Origin of the sequence: Arthrobacter sp. AFG7.2, assembly GCF_002892835.1 — a bacterium.
Lineage (GTDB): Bacteria > Actinomycetota > Actinomycetes > Actinomycetales > Micrococcaceae > Arthrobacter.
Map to the genome: position 1 here is coordinate 347,514 of NZ_PJMB01000002.1, position 14,761 is coordinate 362,274.

The following is a 14,761-nucleotide window of genomic DNA, read 5'->3' on the forward strand; positions in this document are numbered from 1 at the left end:
GCCCGCCCAGCAAAGGAATGCCACGATGTCCGCACGCAGCCCCGGCGGAGCCAAACCGCCCTCCGTGCGCACGACTTTCATCCCTGCCGGCCGGTTGGCCGGATGGGCGGAGCGTTTCGGCACGGCGCACGGCGGATACCGGCTGAACGATGACGACGACGGGCTGCGGCTGGTTGCCGCCGACGGCGCCGAGGCGCTTTTGCAGGCGCCCTGGCCGGTAGACGGCAGGCCGGGGCGCGGTGCCGATGCCCTGGAGCGGCTGGCCTCCCTCGCGTCGCAGCCGCGCAGGCTGGGCCTGCTGCTGGTCAGGCGGGGAGGCTACGGCGTGGCGGTGGTCAGCGAAGGACTGGTCCTGGCGTCAAAGGTGGGCTCCACGTACGTGCAGTCCCGGACCGCTGCAGGCGGCCAGTCCCAGCAGCGGTTTGCGCGGCGGCGGTCCAACCAGGCGGATGCCCTGGTGGAGGCGGTGGCGGAGCAGGCAGCGCGGGTGTTCGGCAGTGGGTCCTTCGAGTACGTGGTTCCAGGCGGCGACCGTGCCCTGGCAGGCGGTGTCCTCCAGCATCAGGCACTAAGGATTTACGCCGGGTTGCCCCGGTTGGCCTCCCTTGATGTCCCCGACCCAAAAGCCGCCGTGGTGAAGAAGGCGGCAGCGGATGCGTGCGCGGCCCGGGTCCAGGTAACCGACGCTTCCTGACTCAGCAGCCCGTCAGTGCGCGCTGAAGCCGCTGCTGGCGGTAGACGTAGCGGCCTGCTTCCTCGAATCCGGCCTGCCGGTAAAGCTGTTGTGCGGCGGGGTTGGCCGCGGTGACCAGCAGCCAAAAGCTCTCCAGGTTCCGGGCGGTTCCTTCGGACAGGAGCGCCTGGAGCACTGCCGTCGCATACCCGCGCCTGCGGTGGCGAGGGGACGTGGCCATGCAGTAGATCCCGCCGGTTCCGTCCACCAGGGCGAGGCGCGCAACGGCGGCCGGGGCGCCGCCGTCGTCCCTTACCAGGGCATACAGCGAAGGGCACCCGGTCACGATTGCACGCGCTGTGGCCCGCTCCTCCCCGCCGCCGCGGCCGTCTAGGCTCCACCAGAGGTGCAGCCATTCCTCGGTGGGCCCGTTGAGGATCTCAACTTCCGCACCCGCTGGAACGTCAGTCCGGCACCCGGCAGGCCGGGCCATGATCAGCGTTTCGGACTGCCGGGTGAAGCCCTGGGCATCCAAAACGCCGTTCAGCACGGAGTTGGCAGCCGTGTCCGTCACCTGGAAGATCAGGGGCAGACGGCGCGTCCGGTACCACTGCACCGCCTTACGCAGTGCATCCTGCGGTTCCGCCGCGGCGCCGCGCGGCCAGACGGAGTTGGCCCGCTGGGTGACGCCGGCTGCAGCGCGGAGGACCCACTCCCCCGTGTCGAAACGCTCGACGGCGGGCCACGCCGCGTCCATGAGCGTTTCGAAGGTGCGGACCTGCTGGTCCGTAAGGCCATAAACCAAGGGACTCCTCTGGTGCTGATACGCCTGAAGGCCCTCCCGTCCGGGAGGGCCTTCAGGTCAAACGGGTGACGCCTTACTTGCCCTCTTCCGGCTTCCTGGCCTCAGGCTTGAAGTCCACGCCGGCTTCCTTGCGCTGCTGCGGCGTGATGGGGGCGGGAGCTGCGGTCAGGGGATCGTAGCCGTTGCCGGTCTTGGGGAACGCAATGACGTCGCGGATCGAGTCCACGCCGGACAGGAGCGCAACCACCCGGTCCCAGCCGAAGGCAATGCCGCCGTGCGGAGGTGCGCCGTATTTGAAGCCCTCCAGCAGGAAGCCGAACTTCTCCTGCGCGTCCTGGTGCGAGAGGCCCATGACCTCGAACACCCGCTCCTGGACATCGCTCTGGTGGATACGGATGGAACCGCCGCCGATTTCGTTGCCGTTGCACACGATGTCGTAGGCGTAGGCCAGGGCGGACTCCGGATCCGTGTCGAAGCTGTCCATGTACTCCGGCTTCGGCGAGGTGAACGCGTGGTGCACCGCCGTCCACTGCCCGGCACCAACGGCCACGTCGCCGGAGGCCACAGCAGCTGCTGCCGGCTCGAACATCGGTGCGTCCACCACCCAGCAGAAAGCCCAGTCGCTGGGGTTGATCAGGCCGGTGCGGTGGCCGATCTCCACGCGGGCTGCACCGAGCAGGGCGCGGGCGGAGGACTTTTCGCCGGCCGCGAAGAAGATGCAGTCCCCGGGGTTTGCGCCCACGGCATCTGCAAGCCCGGCACGTTCGGTTTCGGTGAGGTTCTTGGCAACAGGACCGGCAAGCTCGCCGTCTTCCTTGAACAGCACGTAGGCAAGGCCCTTATGGCCGCGCTGCTTGGCGAACTCCTGCCAGCCGTCAAGGGTACGGCGCGGCTGCGATGCGCCGCCGGGCATGACCACGGCACCTACGTAGGGGGCCTTGAAGACACCGAAGTTGGTGTCCTTGAAGAACTCCGTCAGCTCGGTGAGTTCCACTCCGAAGCGCAGGTCCGGCTTGTCCGAGCCGAAGCGTGCCATGGCGTCGTGGTAGGTGATGCGCTGGATCGGCGTCGGGATGTCGACGTCGATGAGCTTCCACAGCGCCTTAACGATGTTCTCGCCGAGGGCAATGATGTCATCCTGCTCCACGAAGCTGGCTTCGATGTCGAGCTGGGTGAACTCCGGCTGCCGGTCCGCACGGAAGTCCTCGTCGCGGTAGCAGCGGGCGATCTGGTAGTACTTCTCGAACCCGCCAACCTGCAGGAGCTGTTTGAACAGCTGGGGTGACTGCGGGAGCGCGTACCAGGAGCCCGGCGCCAGGCGGGCGGGGACAACAAAGTCGCGGGCGCCTTCAGGCGTCGACCGGGTAAGCGTAGGGGTTTCGACTTCCACGAAGCCGTCCTGGTGCAGGAGCTCCCGGGCCACGCGGTTGGCTTCGGACCGCAGGCGCAGGTTGCGGGAGGGGCCGGGACGGCGAAGATCCAGGTAGCGGTGCTTCAGGCGTGCTTCCTCGCCCACCTCAACGTGCTCGTCAATCTGGAACGGAAGCGGATCTGACGTATTGAGGATGGTGACCTTTTCGGCCATCACCTCGATCTCGCCGGTAGCCAGGGCTGGGTTCTCATTGCCCTCCGGCCGCTTCGAAACGGTGCCGATGATCTGCAGGACGTACTCGTTGCGCAGGCCGTGGAAAACTTCTTCCTCGCGGACCACCACCTGCGCAACGCCGGAAGCATCACGCAGGTCCACGAAGGCCACACCACCGTGATCACGACGGCGGCCCACCCAGCCAGCCAGGGTTACGGTTTGTCCAATGTGCTCGGAACGAAGGGATCCGAGGTCATGTGTGCGCAGCACAGCACGCCTTTCTGCGGGGTAACAGCGGGGAGTCGATAGAAATGTTAAATAGGATCGTTACGGGAACGATTCCGTTCGAGTTTACCCGCTGCAGAGGGACTGCCACCGCATGAGCGCACACCAGCAACTACAACGCAGGCTTGGCACGTTCGACGCCTCCGCCATAGGACTCGGCTCCATGCTGGGCGCCGGGGTGTTTGTGGTCTTCGCACCGGCCGCCGCCCTGGCCGGCCAGCTGCTGGTCCTGTCCGTGCTGGTTGCCGGGGCCGTGGCCTACTGCAACGCGGTGGCCTCGGCCGCCCTGGCCGCGAAGTACCCAACCAGCGGCGGGACGTACGTCTATGGACGTGAACAGCTTGGCGAATGGCCTGGATTCCTTGCAGGCTGGGGCTTTGTCACCGGGAAGACGGCCTCCTGCGCTGCTATGGCCCTGACTTTCGGCAGCTATGCCTGGCCGGATTACGCCGTGCCCGTGGCAGTGGCAGCCGTCGTTCTCCTCACCGGCGTCAACCTTCTGGGCATCACCCGTACAGCCCTGCTCACCAGGATCCTGCTGTGCGTGGTCCTTGCCACCCTGGCCTTCGTGGCTGTCGCCGCAGCGGTCGGGCCACATCCCGGCCCCGGTGTGGCTGAGCCGCTTGACGGAGCTTCCCCGGCGGGCGTTCTTCCGGCCGCAGGCCTGATGTTCTTTGCTTTTGCCGGCTACGCGCGGATTGCAACCCTCGGCGAGGAGGTCAAGGATCCGGCCCGCGCCATACCCCGCGCAATCCTGGCCGCCCTGGCTGCGGCTTTCGCCATTTACCTCACCCTGGCGCTGCTCCTGCTTAACCACCTCCCCGGCGGGCAGCTGGCAGCCACCACCACGCCACTGCTCGACGCGGTGCTCGAGTCACGGTTTGAGGGGGGCGCAGCACTTGTGCAGGTGGGCGCCGCCGCCGCCTGTTTGGGAGCCCTGCTGGCACTGATCACCGGCGTGGGCCGGACCACCCTGGCCATGGCGCGGGAACGGGACCTGCCCTCGCCGCTGGCGAAGGTGGGGGGAAAGCACACGGTGCCGTACGTTGCCGAACTGGCCGTAGCCGCCGTCGTCATTGTGCTTCTCCTCACCACGGACGTCATGACCGTGGTGGGCTTCTCCAGCTTCGGCGTCCTGGTTTACTACGCTGTGGCCAACGCGTCGGCGTACACCCTGGCCTCGCACCCCGGGTACGCGCCCAAGTGGCTGAACGCCGTCGGCTTTACGGCCTGCCTGTTGCTGGCCTTCACCCTGCCGCCGTCGTCGGTCCTGACCATGGTGGCTGTGCTGGCAGCAGGGCTGGCAGGGCGGTGGGTTGCGCTCCGGTTCCGGCGCTAGACTGCGGCGGCCGCAGGCTCTGCCGCCGTTGACACCTGCACGGTCAGGTCTTCCGCCGGCGGAGCCCAGGTTTCAGGGGCAGCGACCACCTGTTCCCCAGTGCGGATGTCTTTGACCTGGTGCGTGCCGTCGTCGTCCGTGAACCAGACAAACGGGATGCCCCGGCGGTCGGCGAACTTGATCTGCTTGCCGAACTTCTCCGCCTTCGCGGCTACTTCGGTGGGAATTCCGCGGCTGCGCAGCTGGGCGGCCACGTCCTGCGCAGCGTCCCAGCTGTCATCGTGCGTGAGCGCCACCAGTACGGCAGTGGGAACCGAGCGTGAGGCCTTGGCCAGGTCCTGGCTCAGGATGCGTGACACCAGCCGGGTGACGCCGATGGAAAGTCCGACGCCCGGGAATTTGCGGTTCCCCTTCGAGGCCAGCGCGTCATAGCGGCCGCCGGAGCAGATGGAGCCCAGCTGCTCGTGTCCCACCAGCACGGTTTCCACCACGGTCCCTGTGTAGTAGTCCAGGCCGCGGGCGATGCTGAGATCGGCAATTACCTTGCCCGGTGCCCGCTGGACGGCCGCGTCAATAACCTGTTCAAGCTCGCTGAGGCCCTCCTCCAGCAGGTCATTGGTAACCCCCAGCGCGCGCACCTGGGCCACGAATGAGGTGTCCTCGGTGCGGATTCCGGCCAGCTGCAGGGCCTTCTGCGCCTGGTCGTCGCTGGCGCCCAGCTCCGACTTCAACAGTTCCGCGACCTTCGCGGGGCCAATCTTTTCGAGTTTGTCGATGCTTCTCAGCACGCCGGCTGTGTCGTCCAGGCCAAGACCGCGGTAGAAGCCCTCGGCGAGCTTCCTGTTGTTAATGCGGAGGCGGAAGTCCGGAATGGGAAGGGCGCTCAGCGCTTCAGCGATCACCAGGGCAATCTCGACGTCGTAGCGGAACGGCAGGTCGCCGTCGCCCACCACATCAATGTCCGCCTGGGTGAACTCGCGGGCGCGGCCTTCCTGCGGGCGTTCGCCGCGCCATACCTTCTGGATCTGGTAGCGCCGGAAGGGGAACGCCAGGTAGCCGGCGTTTTCGACGACGTAGCGGGCGAACGGGACGGTGAGGTCGAAGTGCAGGGCAAGGGCGTGCGGGTCGGCTTTACCTTCCTTGACCGGGAGTGCGTCCTCGTCTTCCTGGAGCCGGCTGAGCCCATAGACTTCCTTGTCAATCTCGCCCTTGCGCAGCAGCTGGCCAACGGTTTCCACGGCGCGCGTTTCAATGGAGGAGAACCCGTGCAGCTCGAAGACCCGGCGCAACGTATCCAGCACATGGAGCTCCACCAACCGCTCCTCGGGAAGCCACTCGGGGAATCCGGACAGGGAGGCGGTGCGTGCCATGGTGGAGTTTCTCCTCTTGGTGAACGGCGGCCGTGGTCTGCGCGGTAATCGGCCCGAAACGGGCTTACGACGGCGGCAGTCCAGCCAGTCATGCATAAACTATGTGCGGCAGTCAGTTTATGCGCCATCCGCCGGCATCTCTAATGCGGCGGAGCGCAAGGCCCCGGCCGCCAGATGCCTGCGCCGGCGGCCCACAAGCCATGCCGCGCAGCAACCCGACTAGAAGGAGGACCCTTGGCGGCCAGTTCACGCAGTGCCCGCGAAACAAAACGGCGCATTCAGCAGATGGAAGCCAAGCGGGAAATGCGGCGTGACCAGGAAGCACGGCGCAAGCGCGACAACCTGATCGCCGCCAGTGCCGGAGCAGCCGCAGTGGTCCTCGCCGTCGTCCTTCAATTCACTGCCTTTGCCGGGAACCCGACCGAGGAGGAGTTCGCTGCCGCGGAGGCGGGACTGAGCAGCCCGTCGGCCACGCCGGACCCCTCGGCAAGCCCCTCGGTCCAGGCAACCAATGCCGCCAACATTCCTGCTGCAGACACCGCCGCCGGCAAGACCTTCACCGGCGAGCTGGTCCTGAACGGCCGACCGCTCGGGGTGGAGCTGAACGGAACGGCTGCTCCGCAGGCTGCTGCTGTTTTTAAATCCCTGAGCGATGAGGGTTACTTCAACGGGAAGACCTGCCACCGCCTGACTACCGGTGAGTCGTTCGGCGTCCTGCAGTGCGGGTCTCCGACAGGCGACGGGCAGGGGGATCCTAATTACACGTGGGGCCCGCTGGAGAACACACCGGCGGACAACACGTATCCGGCCGGAACCATCGCAGTGGCCCGGACCGGCAACAACGCGTACGGAAACGGCACCCAGTTCTTCATCGTCTACAAGGACACGGTTATTCCAGCTGACAGCGCGGGCGGCTATACGGTGGTCGGGAAGGTGGCATCAGGCCTGGACGTGGTATCGGATCTTGCTGCCGCCGGAATCACGCCGGGCAGCAGCGACACGGACGGCGCGCCCGTTGAACCAGTCACGATAGACTCGTTTTCTCTGAAGTAGGAGCCCGGCCGGCCCGGCCGTGGTGCATTACGTGAGTATTTTCCTCCAAGCGAAAGACTTTTAGCGGTGACAGACAGTCAGAAATCCGACGAAACAGCAACAGACGTGACCGAAGCAGCGGCCGCCCCGGCTGACAGCGCAGTGACTGAGGCAGCCGACAACCCGGCAGCGGAAGCCCCTGCAGAAGAATCTGCCGCAACCGATGCTCCGGCTGATGCCCCGGCTCCTGCCGCCGCACCGGCACCTGCTCCTTCACCGCGGTCGGCAGCGCCGTCCCCGGCCGCCTTCGCTTCCCGGCCCAAGCCCGCTGCAGCCGCCCCGGCCGCAGCAGCGGTACCGGCAGCACCTGCCACGTCCCTGGCGGAGGCCTCCAAATGGGGCCGGGTGGAAGGTGACGGCCACGTCTTCCTGTCCATCGATGGCAGCGAACATCCAGTGGGGCAGTACCCGGGCGTCAGCGATGACGAAGCCCTCGCCTACTTCGCGCGCAAATACGACGACGTTGTGGCCCAGATTGTGCTGCTCGAACAGCGCGTCAGTTCCAAAGCCCCGAGCACGGACATGCAGAAGACCGTGACCCACCTCCGCGAGCAGTTGGCTGAGCGCAACATGGTGGGCGATCTCCGCGCTGCGGAAGCACGGCTGGACAAGCTGGCTGAACAGATCGGTGAGCTGGAGAAGGCCGAAAAGGCGGAGCACGACGCCGTACGCGCATCCGAGCTCGCCGCCCGCGAGGCGATCGTTGCTGAGGCGGAGCAGATTTCCGGCCAGGACCCCGCCCAGACGCAGTGGAAGACCTCAAGCGCACGGATGAACGAGCTCTTCGAAAGCTGGAAATCAGCGCAGAAGAGCGGCGTGCGCCTGGGCCGCAGCAACGAAGACGCCTTGTGGAAGAGGTTCCGCGCTGCCCGCACAGTGTTCGACCGCCACCGCCGCGCCTACTTTTCCCAGCTGGACAGCAACAACTCCGCAGCTAAGTCAGCCAAGGAAAAGCTCATCGCTGAGGCCGAGGAACTCTCCACCTCCACCGACTGGGGTTTTGCCGCAGGCGAGTACCGCAGGCTCATGGATCAGTGGAAGGCGTCGCCCCGCGCCAGCCGCAAGGACGACGACGCACTGTGGGCGCGTTTCCGGGCGGCGCAGGATGTGTTCTTCACCAAGCGCCAGGCTGCCAACGACGAAATCGACCAGGAGTATGCAGCCAACCTGACGGTCAAGGAGGAGCTCCTGGTGGAGGCCAACGCCATCCTTCCCGTGAAGGACCTGGCGGCCGCCAAGAAGGCCCTGCAGTCCGTCCGCGACCGGTGGGAAGAAGCCGGCAAGGTGCCCCGTGGTGACATGGGCCGCATCGAAGCGGGGCTCCGCAAGGTTGAAGATGCCGTCCGCAATGCTGAAGAAGAGCAGTGGCAGCGTTCCAACCCGGAGCGGAAGGCACGCACCAACAGTGCGCTATCCCAGCTGGAGTCCGCGATCGCCGGCCTGCAGGACGATCTTGCAAAGGCCGAGAAAACCGGCGACCAGCGGAAGATCAAGGCTGCGCAGGAAGCACTCGAGGCGCGCCAGGCGTGGCTCGACCAGATCCAGCGCTCGGCCAGCGAACTGTCCTGAGCCACTCCCTGATCCGTCTGCCTGGTCAGTAGGCAGGCCCATCGCAACAGGCCCGTTCCGGTTATCCACATAACCGGGAACGGGCCTGTTGCCGTTAAGCCTCCGGCGGCAGGATGGACGAATGGCAATTCCATTGGCTCCTGCCGGCCTGGACCATCCCGTTGGGGCAGAGGCACTCCCTCCACGTTTTCCGGAGCTGTATACCCCGGACATGCCCTTCGCCCTGCCTGAGCTGCAGTCTCTGGCCAGGGACGGGCTTTTGGACAGGCTCTGCCACCGCGGCTACACGCTGCCCGGGGCCGGCGCCTCCCCGCAGCTGCGCGCCAGGGCGGCGGCGGGCGCCGTCCCGTCATCGGTCCGGCAAAGGGTGGTTGCCGGACGGATGACGGCGGCATGGATTTACGGCTGCGCGGCAGAGCCGGACAGGCTTGCCCTGCTGGTCGATGCAAAGCGGCGGGTTTCAAGCCTCCGGAACACCCGCGGCTGTACGCTCCACGAGGTGAAGCTGGGACCGTTCGACGTCGTCAGCCTTGGCGGCCTGATGGTGTCCAGCCCGCTGCGGACCGCCCTGGACATCGCCTTGCATGTCGATGCCGGGCGGGCCATTCCCGCTTTGGAAAATCTGCTGGCACGCCCCCAGAAGGACGTCCGCCTGCGACTGCTGATCCTTGCGATCGAAGCCACGCCCCGGGTGCCCCACAAAAGGGCGGCCCTGGATAAACTCGCCGCGCTAGCTCCGGCGCTTGTTGCCGGTGGTCCGGTAGACGTCGAACACACCGTCGATCCTGCGGACAGCGCTCAGGACATGGCTCAAGTACTTGGGATCGCCCATCTCGAAGGCAAACTTTGAGATCGCCACCCTGTCCGTGGACGTGTGCACACTGGCGGCGAGGATATTGACGTGGTTTTCTGACAGGATCCGGGTGACGTCGGACAGCAGCGACTTGCGGTCGAGGGCTTCCACCTGGATCTCCACCAGGAAGACACTGGACTGCGTTGGCGCCCAGTCCACATCCACAATCCGGTCGGGCTGGTCCTTCAGATCCGAGATGTTGGTGCAGTCTGTCCTGTGCACCGAAACTCCCGAGCCCCTGGTCACAAAACCGAGGATCGGGTCCGGCGGAACGGGCGTGCAGCAGCGGGCCAGCTTGACCCAGACGTCGCCTACTCCGCGGACCACCACACCTGAGTCGGAGAAACGGGCCTTGGTGACCTGGGTAGGAATGCTGACTTCCGCGATGTCGTCGTCAGCGCTTTCATTGCCGCCGAGGCTTTCGACCAGCTTTTCCATGACCGACTGGGCCGACGTATGCCCGTCACCCACGCCGGCGTACAGGCCGGAGATGTCAACGTACTTGAAGTCCTCAGCAACTGCAGCGAGAGCCTCGTGGGTCATCAGGCGCTGCAGGGGCAGGTTCTGTTTCCGCATTGCACGGGTCAGCAGTTCCTTGCCGCGGTCAATCGCCTCTTCCCGGCGTTCCTTGCTGAACCACTGGCGGATCTTGTTCCGGGCCCTGGCGCTCTTAACGAAGTGCTGCCAGTCCTGGCTCGGGCCGGCCCCTTCGGCCTTGGAGGTGAAGATTTCAACCCAGTCGCCGTGGTTCAGTTCGCTGTTGAGCGGAACCAGTTTGCCGTTGACCCTGGCACCGATGGTGCGGTGGCCCACTTCGGTGTGGACCGCGTAGGCGAAGTCCACGGGAGTTGAGCCCGCCGGCAGTGCCATCACCTCGCCCTTCGGGGTGAAGACAAACACTTCACGGGCGTTGATCTCGAAACGCAGGGAATCCAGGAACTCACCCGGATCCGAGGTTTCCTGCTGCCAGTCCACGAGGGAGCGCAGCCAGCCCATGTCCCCGTCCCGGGGGCTTCCCGGGCCCACGGCGGTCCGGTTGGGCTGATCTTTGTACTTCCAGTGCGCAGCCACACCGTATTCAGCACGGCGGTGCATTTCATGGGTGCGGATCTGGATTTCCACGGGCTTGCCGCCCGGGCCGATCACCGTGGTGTGCAGCGACTGGTACATGTTGAACTTGGGCATCGCGATGTAGTCCTTGAACCTGCCGGGCAGCGGGTTCCAGCGCGAATGCATTGCGCCAAGGGCGGCATAACAGTCACGGACGGAGTCCACCAGGACGCGGACACCCATCAGGTCGTTGATGTCATCGAAGTCCTTGTCGCGGACAATCATCTTCTGGTAAATCGAGTAATAGTGCTTGGGACGGCCTGTGATGGTGGCCTTGATCTTGGCCGTGCGCAGGTCCTCGGTGATCTGGTCGCGGATGACGCTCAGGCTTTTCTCCCGCTCGGGGGTCCTGTCCCCCACCATCCGGACGATCTCTTCATAGACCTTGGGGTAGAGGGCAGCGAAGGAAAGGTCCTCCAGCTCCCACTTAATGGTGTTCATGCCCAGCCGGTGTGCCAGCGGAGCGAAGATTTCCAGCGTCTCGCGGGCCTTGCGGGCTGAGGACTCAGCAGAGACGAAGCGCCAGGTCCGCGCATTGTGCAGCCGGTCAGCCAGTTTGATCATCAGGACACGGATGTCCTTGGCCATCGCTACGACCATTTTGCGGACCGTTTCGGACTGCGCAGCCTCCCCGAAGCTGACCTTGTCCAGCTTGGTGACGCCGTCAACCAGCATGGCCACTTCAGGCCCGAAATCCCGCTTCAGGTCTGCGAGGGTGTACGGCGTGTCCTCCACTGTGTCATGCAGCAGGGCCGCGGCCAGGGTGGTGCCGCTCAGTCCCAGCTCGGCAAGGATGGTGGCCACAGCCACGGGGTGCGTGATGTAGGGGTCGCCGCTCTTGCGCTTCTGCCCGCGGTGGCTCTGTTCAGCGACGTCGAAGGCACGCTGGATGAGGTCAAAGTCCTCTTTGGGATTGTTGGCCCGGACGGTCCTCAGCAGCGGTTCAAGAATCGGCGAGTACGTGGCTGCGCTTCGCCCCGTCAGCCGGGCAAGCCTGGAGCGGGTGCGTTCCCTGCGCCCCGGGAATGTGGGACGGGAGCCGGAGTTGTCAACGGGAACCAGCGGGCCGGGGCGCGCGGACGGGGCCACCCCGGTCTGCGTCCCGTGGGCAGGACTCTTGTCTCCTTGTGCCGTTGGCGCTGACGCCGAACGCTCTTCCAATGAAGTACCCCTCACCACCGTTTAATTACTTCAGTCTATTCCCCGCGGCGGTGACTTTTATAACCGGCCCGTTAAACGCGGACGGGCCGGCCGGCGTCAGGAATATGACGCCGGCCGGCCCGTGGCTTCTGGCTTACGCCTGGGCTGTTGCCACTACGGAGGATCCGGAAGCGGAACCGGCACCATGGCGCCGGTGCTCAACACGTTTTGCCTGCCTGACGAGGTCGGGTTCGTTCTGGCGCAGCCAGGCATACATGGGCGCTGCCACAAAGATCGTGGCTGCCGTTCCGATGAGGATGCCGACGAACAGGGCGAGCGAAAGGTCCCGCAGCGTACCGGCACCCAGCAGTCCTGCGCCGATGAACAGGATGGCGCCCACCGGGAGGATAGCCACCATCATGGTGTTGATGGAACGGACCAGCGTCTGGTTGACGGCGAGGTTGACTTCCTCCGCGAATGTGCGGCGGGTTGATGCGTCCAAATCCGCGGTGTTCTCCCGGATCTTGTCGAAGACCACCACCGTGTCATACAGCGAGTAGCTGAGGACTGTCAGGAACCCGATGATGGCGGAGGGTGTGACCTCAAAGTCGCTGAGGGCGTAGACCCCGGCAGTGATAAACATCGTCACCGCCATGCCCGCAATGGCTGAAAGCGACATTTTCCAGGTGCGGAAGTACAGGGCCATCAACACGGACGCGAGGAGGACGAAGACCACCAGGCCGATCAGGGCCTGCTTGGTGACGTCTGCGCCCCAGGTGGGGCCCACGAACGTGGAGGTCACTTCGTTGTCGGTAACCCCGTACGCGCTGGTGAGGCCCTCCTTGATACGGAGTGTCTCATCGTCGGTGAGTTTGTCCGTCTGGATCCGCATGGTGGTTCCGGCCACGTTCGCTACGCGCGGCACGCTGCCCTGCACGACGTCGGTGACGGCCTTTTCCCCAAGCGCGGCATCAGTGGTCTGAACGTTGGAAACGGTGAACTCGGAGCCGCCGCGGAACTCGATGCCGAGGTTAAACCCGCCCTTGGCCACCGGGATGATGATGGACAGGGCCACAGCCACCGCTGCGATGATGAACCAGAGTTTCTTCGCCCCCACAAAGTTGTAGGAGCGCTTTCCGGTGTAGAGCTCGTTGCCGAAGTTGGCGAAGCCTGACATTACTTGTTCTCCTTCGCTGAGGACTTCGAGGAGCCCGCAAGCTGCTCCTGCTTCTCCGCCAGGCGGCGTTCCGCAATGGTCATCCTGCGCTCCGCTTCTGCGGCCGCGCCGGCGTTCTTGGTCCGGACCACGGCCGGCTTGTCCTCAGGAGTGCGGACGCGTCCGGCACCACGGTAGAGCGGCACGGCTCCCAGGCGCTTGGGGTCAAGGCCGGACAGCGTATGCCCCTCGCCGAAGAACTTCGTGCGGGCCAGCAGCTGCAGCGTGGGGTGGGTAAACATGAACACCACGATGAGGTCGGCGATGGCGGTCAGGCCCAGGGTGAAGGCAAAACCGCGCACGTTGCCCACGGCCACGAAGTAGAGGACCAGGGCGGCCAGCAGGTTCACGGCCTTGGAAGCCAACACAGTCCGTTTGGCGCGCTTCCAGCCATTTTCGACGGCGGAGACCAGGCCGCGGCCCTCACGGAGCTCATCACGGATCCGCTCAAAGTAGACGATGAAGGAGTCGGCAGTCTGGCCGATGGCGACAATCAGGCCGGCCACACCGGCCAGGGACAGCCGGTAGTTTTCGGTCCAGCCAAGGATGGCGATGGCAAGATACGTGAGGACGCCGGCCACCACCAGTGACGCAATGGTCACGAAGCCGAGCGCCCTGTACTGGAACAGCGAGTAAACCACTACCAGCAGGAGGCCGATGATGCCGGCCAGGAGTCCCATGCGGAGCTGCTCACCGCCCAGGGTTGCGGAAATCTGCTGCTCGCTCTGGATCTCGAAGCTGATGGGCAGGGCGCCGAAGCGGAGCTGGTCGGACAGGGCCTTTGCGCTCTGCTCGGTGAACCCGCCGGTGATCTGCGGACGGCCGTCGGTGATCACGGCAAGGGAACGTGGCGCCGAGATGACCTGGTCATCGAGCACGATGGCGAACTGGGCCTTGGGGTCGTTGCCGGCGTCGCCGCCGGCTGCCACGTAGAACTGGTTCAGGCGTTCGGTGACCTCTTTGAACTTGGCCGTGCCTTCGTCGTCGAACTGGATGTTGACTGCCCAGTCATTGGTGACGGCACCCTGGGCACCCTGCTGGAGTTGGAAGGAGGACGTGACGATGTTGCTGCCCTTGACCTCCACAGGCCCGAGGATGTACTTGATCGCGGGGGTGGTGTCCGTGGCGGGTTCACAGGTCACCAGCGGCTTGGCCGGGTCCGAGCGTTCCTGCTCATCCTGGGCCGGGTTGTCACAGTCCAGGGTTTCGAACTGGCGGTAGATCTCAGGGGTGATCCAGTTGGTGTCACTGCTGTTGGCGGGTTCCGCCGTCGGCTTGGGCAACTGGTCCTCGGGCGCCCGCTGCTCCTCCGGAACCGGTGCGCCGGCTCCGGCGAGCAGGACGGGGCGGAAGTTCATGTCCGCGGAGGCCTGGATCAGGTCGCGCGTCTGGCTGGAGGGGGTGCCGGGAAGGCTCACCACCACATTGCGGCCGGACTGGGTGCTGATTTCTGCTTCGGCAACACCCGAACCGTCAACGCGCTGGCGGATGATCGCCACGGCCTGGTTGAGCTGTTCCTCGTTGATGTCCGAGCCGCCCTCTACCTTCGGCGCCAGGATCATCTGGGTGCCGCCTTCGAGGTCCAGTGCCAGCTTGGGTGCCCAGCTGGCCTGTCCGGCCAGGGTGCCGCCGGCCAGGACAGCAGTGAGTACGGCCAGGAGTACACCGAGCCAGACCAGGACCCTGAGGCCTGGTTTCTTGGGGCCAGTTCGTGCCATTGTCGA

Annotated in this window: 11 protein-coding genes; 5 read left to right on the plus strand and 6 right to left on the minus strand. The window is 65.4% G+C overall.

The window, feature by feature from the left end:
• Positions 1-25 precede the first annotated feature (25 nt).
• Positions 26-694, plus strand: coding sequence for an acVLRF1 family peptidyl-tRNA hydrolase (locus CXX84_RS05340; protein WP_102975660.1), 669 nt, complete (start codon positions 26-28; stop codon positions 692-694).
• A 1-nt stretch (position 695) separates the two neighbouring features.
• Here CXX84_RS05340 and CXX84_RS05345 read toward each other — a convergent pair whose 3' ends face one another.
• Together CXX84_RS05345 and aspS are read right to left on the minus strand one after the other, a co-directional pair.
• Positions 696-1,430 carry a GNAT family N-acetyltransferase gene (locus tag CXX84_RS05345; RefSeq protein ID WP_102975878.1) on the minus strand — a complete coding sequence of 245 codons (735 nt, stop codon included), beginning with the start codon at positions 1,428-1,430 and terminating at the stop codon, positions 696-698.
• Between the two features lie 121 nt (positions 1,431-1,551).
• Positions 1,552-3,333 carry an aspartate--tRNA ligase gene (gene aspS, locus CXX84_RS05350; RefSeq protein ID WP_102975661.1) on the minus strand — a complete coding sequence of 594 codons (1,782 nt, stop codon included), beginning with the start codon at positions 3,331-3,333 and terminating at the stop codon, positions 1,552-1,554.
• A gap of 109 nt (positions 3,334-3,442) precedes the next feature.
• On the opposite strand from aspS, the gene CXX84_RS05355 reads away from it, so the two are divergent.
• The gene (locus CXX84_RS05355; RefSeq protein WP_102975662.1) at positions 3,443-4,687 is read left to right on the plus strand and encodes an APC family permease; all 1,245 of its coding nucleotides are present in this window, start codon (positions 3,443-3,445) and stop codon (positions 4,685-4,687) included.
• Here the strand turns inward: CXX84_RS05355 and hisS are convergent.
• Positions 4,684-6,057: a histidine--tRNA ligase gene (gene hisS / locus CXX84_RS05360; RefSeq protein ID WP_102975663.1), complete on the minus strand. Its 1,374-nt coding sequence runs from the start codon at positions 6,055-6,057 to the stop codon at positions 4,684-4,686. The two genes, CXX84_RS05355 and hisS, sit on opposite strands and share 4 nt — an antisense overlap.
• 234 nt (positions 6,058-6,291) lie before the next feature.
• On the opposite strand from hisS, the gene CXX84_RS05365 reads away from it, so the two are divergent.
• From CXX84_RS05365 to CXX84_RS05375, 3 genes are all read left to right on the plus strand, one after another.
• Positions 6,292-7,110, plus strand: a complete 819-nt coding sequence (locus CXX84_RS05365; RefSeq protein WP_102975664.1) for a peptidylprolyl isomerase — start codon at positions 6,292-6,294, stop codon at positions 7,108-7,110.
• 66 nt (positions 7,111-7,176) lie between these two features.
• A complete protein-coding gene (locus CXX84_RS05370; protein ID WP_102975665.1) occupies positions 7,177-8,718 on the plus strand; it encodes a DUF349 domain-containing protein in 1,542 nt (513 codons plus the stop codon).
• 121 nt (positions 8,719-8,839) lie between these two features.
• Positions 8,840-9,568, plus strand: coding sequence for a type IV toxin-antitoxin system AbiEi family antitoxin (locus CXX84_RS05375; RefSeq protein WP_223252980.1), 729 nt, complete (start codon positions 8,840-8,842; stop codon positions 9,566-9,568).
• On the opposite strand, the gene CXX84_RS05380 is transcribed toward CXX84_RS05375, so the two are convergent.
• The 3 genes from CXX84_RS05380 to secD form a co-directional block, all read right to left on the minus strand.
• Positions 9,449-11,842, minus strand: a complete 2,394-nt coding sequence (locus CXX84_RS05380) for a RelA/SpoT family protein (RefSeq protein ID WP_102975666.1) — start codon at positions 11,840-11,842, stop codon at positions 9,449-9,451. The two genes, CXX84_RS05375 and CXX84_RS05380, sit on opposite strands and share 120 nt — an antisense overlap.
• Before the next feature lie 133 nt (positions 11,843-11,975).
• Positions 11,976-12,998 (minus strand): protein translocase subunit SecF, encoded by a 1,023-nt coding sequence (secF, locus tag CXX84_RS05385; protein ID WP_102975667.1) that lies wholly within the window; start codon positions 12,996-12,998, stop codon positions 11,976-11,978.
• Positions 12,998-14,755, minus strand: coding sequence for a protein translocase subunit SecD (secD, locus tag CXX84_RS05390; protein ID WP_102975668.1), 1,758 nt, complete (start codon positions 14,753-14,755; stop codon positions 12,998-13,000). The genes secF and secD overlap by 1 nt, the downstream gene beginning before the upstream one ends.
• Between the last annotated feature and the right edge of the window lie 6 nt (positions 14,756-14,761).

Bases quoted from the DNA above. Each gene is read 5' to 3' on its own strand.
- CXX84_RS05340 (WP_102975660.1), top strand. From the start codon at position 26: ATGTCCGCACGCAGCCCCGGCGGAGCCAAACCGCCCTCCGTGCGCACG.
- CXX84_RS05345 (WP_102975878.1), bottom strand. From the start codon at position 1,430: ATGGACGCGGCGTGGCCCGCCGTCGAGCGTTTCGACACGGGGGAGTGG.
- CXX84_RS05355 (WP_102975662.1), top strand. From the start codon at position 3,443: ATGAGCGCACACCAGCAACTACAACGCAGGCTTGGCACGTTCGACGCC.
- hisS (WP_102975663.1), bottom strand. From the start codon at position 6,057: ATGGCACGCACCGCCTCCCTGTCCGGATTCCCCGAGTGGCTTCCCGAG.
- CXX84_RS05375 (WP_223252980.1), top strand. From the start codon at position 8,840: ATGGCAATTCCATTGGCTCCTGCCGGCCTGGACCATCCCGTTGGGGCA.
- secF (WP_102975667.1), bottom strand. From the start codon at position 12,998: ATGTCAGGCTTCGCCAACTTCGGCAACGAGCTCTACACCGGAAAGCGC.
- secD (WP_102975668.1), bottom strand. From the start codon at position 14,755: ATGGCACGAACTGGCCCCAAGAAACCAGGCCTCAGGGTCCTGGTCTGG.